Below are 279 nucleotides of genomic sequence, written 5' to 3'. Positions count from 1 at the left end.
CCCAGCCGCCGGGCGACGAACTGGAACGCTGCCTCGCCGAACTCGCGAGCCTCTATAGCGACGCGCTGAGGATCGATGCGGGCAGGCTCGACGCCCTGAGCGCCGCGTTGATCGACGAAGAAAGCAATGAAGGGCTGATGCAGGAGATTTCCGAACTGCGCGCGCATGCCGATGCGATCGTGCGCACCGGGAAGTCCGCGCAGGCACGTCTTTCGGCAGGTCTCGAAGACTTGCGCGCGCTGCCGTCGAGCAAGGCGCTCTTGCCCGTGCTGACGCTCG

Annotated in this window: 1 pseudogene; it reads left to right on the top strand. The window is 66.3% G+C overall.

From position 1 onward, the window contains the following. Positions 1 to 279: pseudogene (locus SB753_RS36650) on the top strand (histidine kinase); the annotation flags it as partial.

Origin of the sequence: Paraburkholderia sp. SIMBA_053, assembly GCF_046534895.1 — a bacterium.
Lineage (GTDB): Bacteria > Pseudomonadota > Gammaproteobacteria > Burkholderiales > Burkholderiaceae > Paraburkholderia > Paraburkholderia caledonica.
This window is presented reverse-complemented; position numbering and strand designations above follow the sequence as displayed.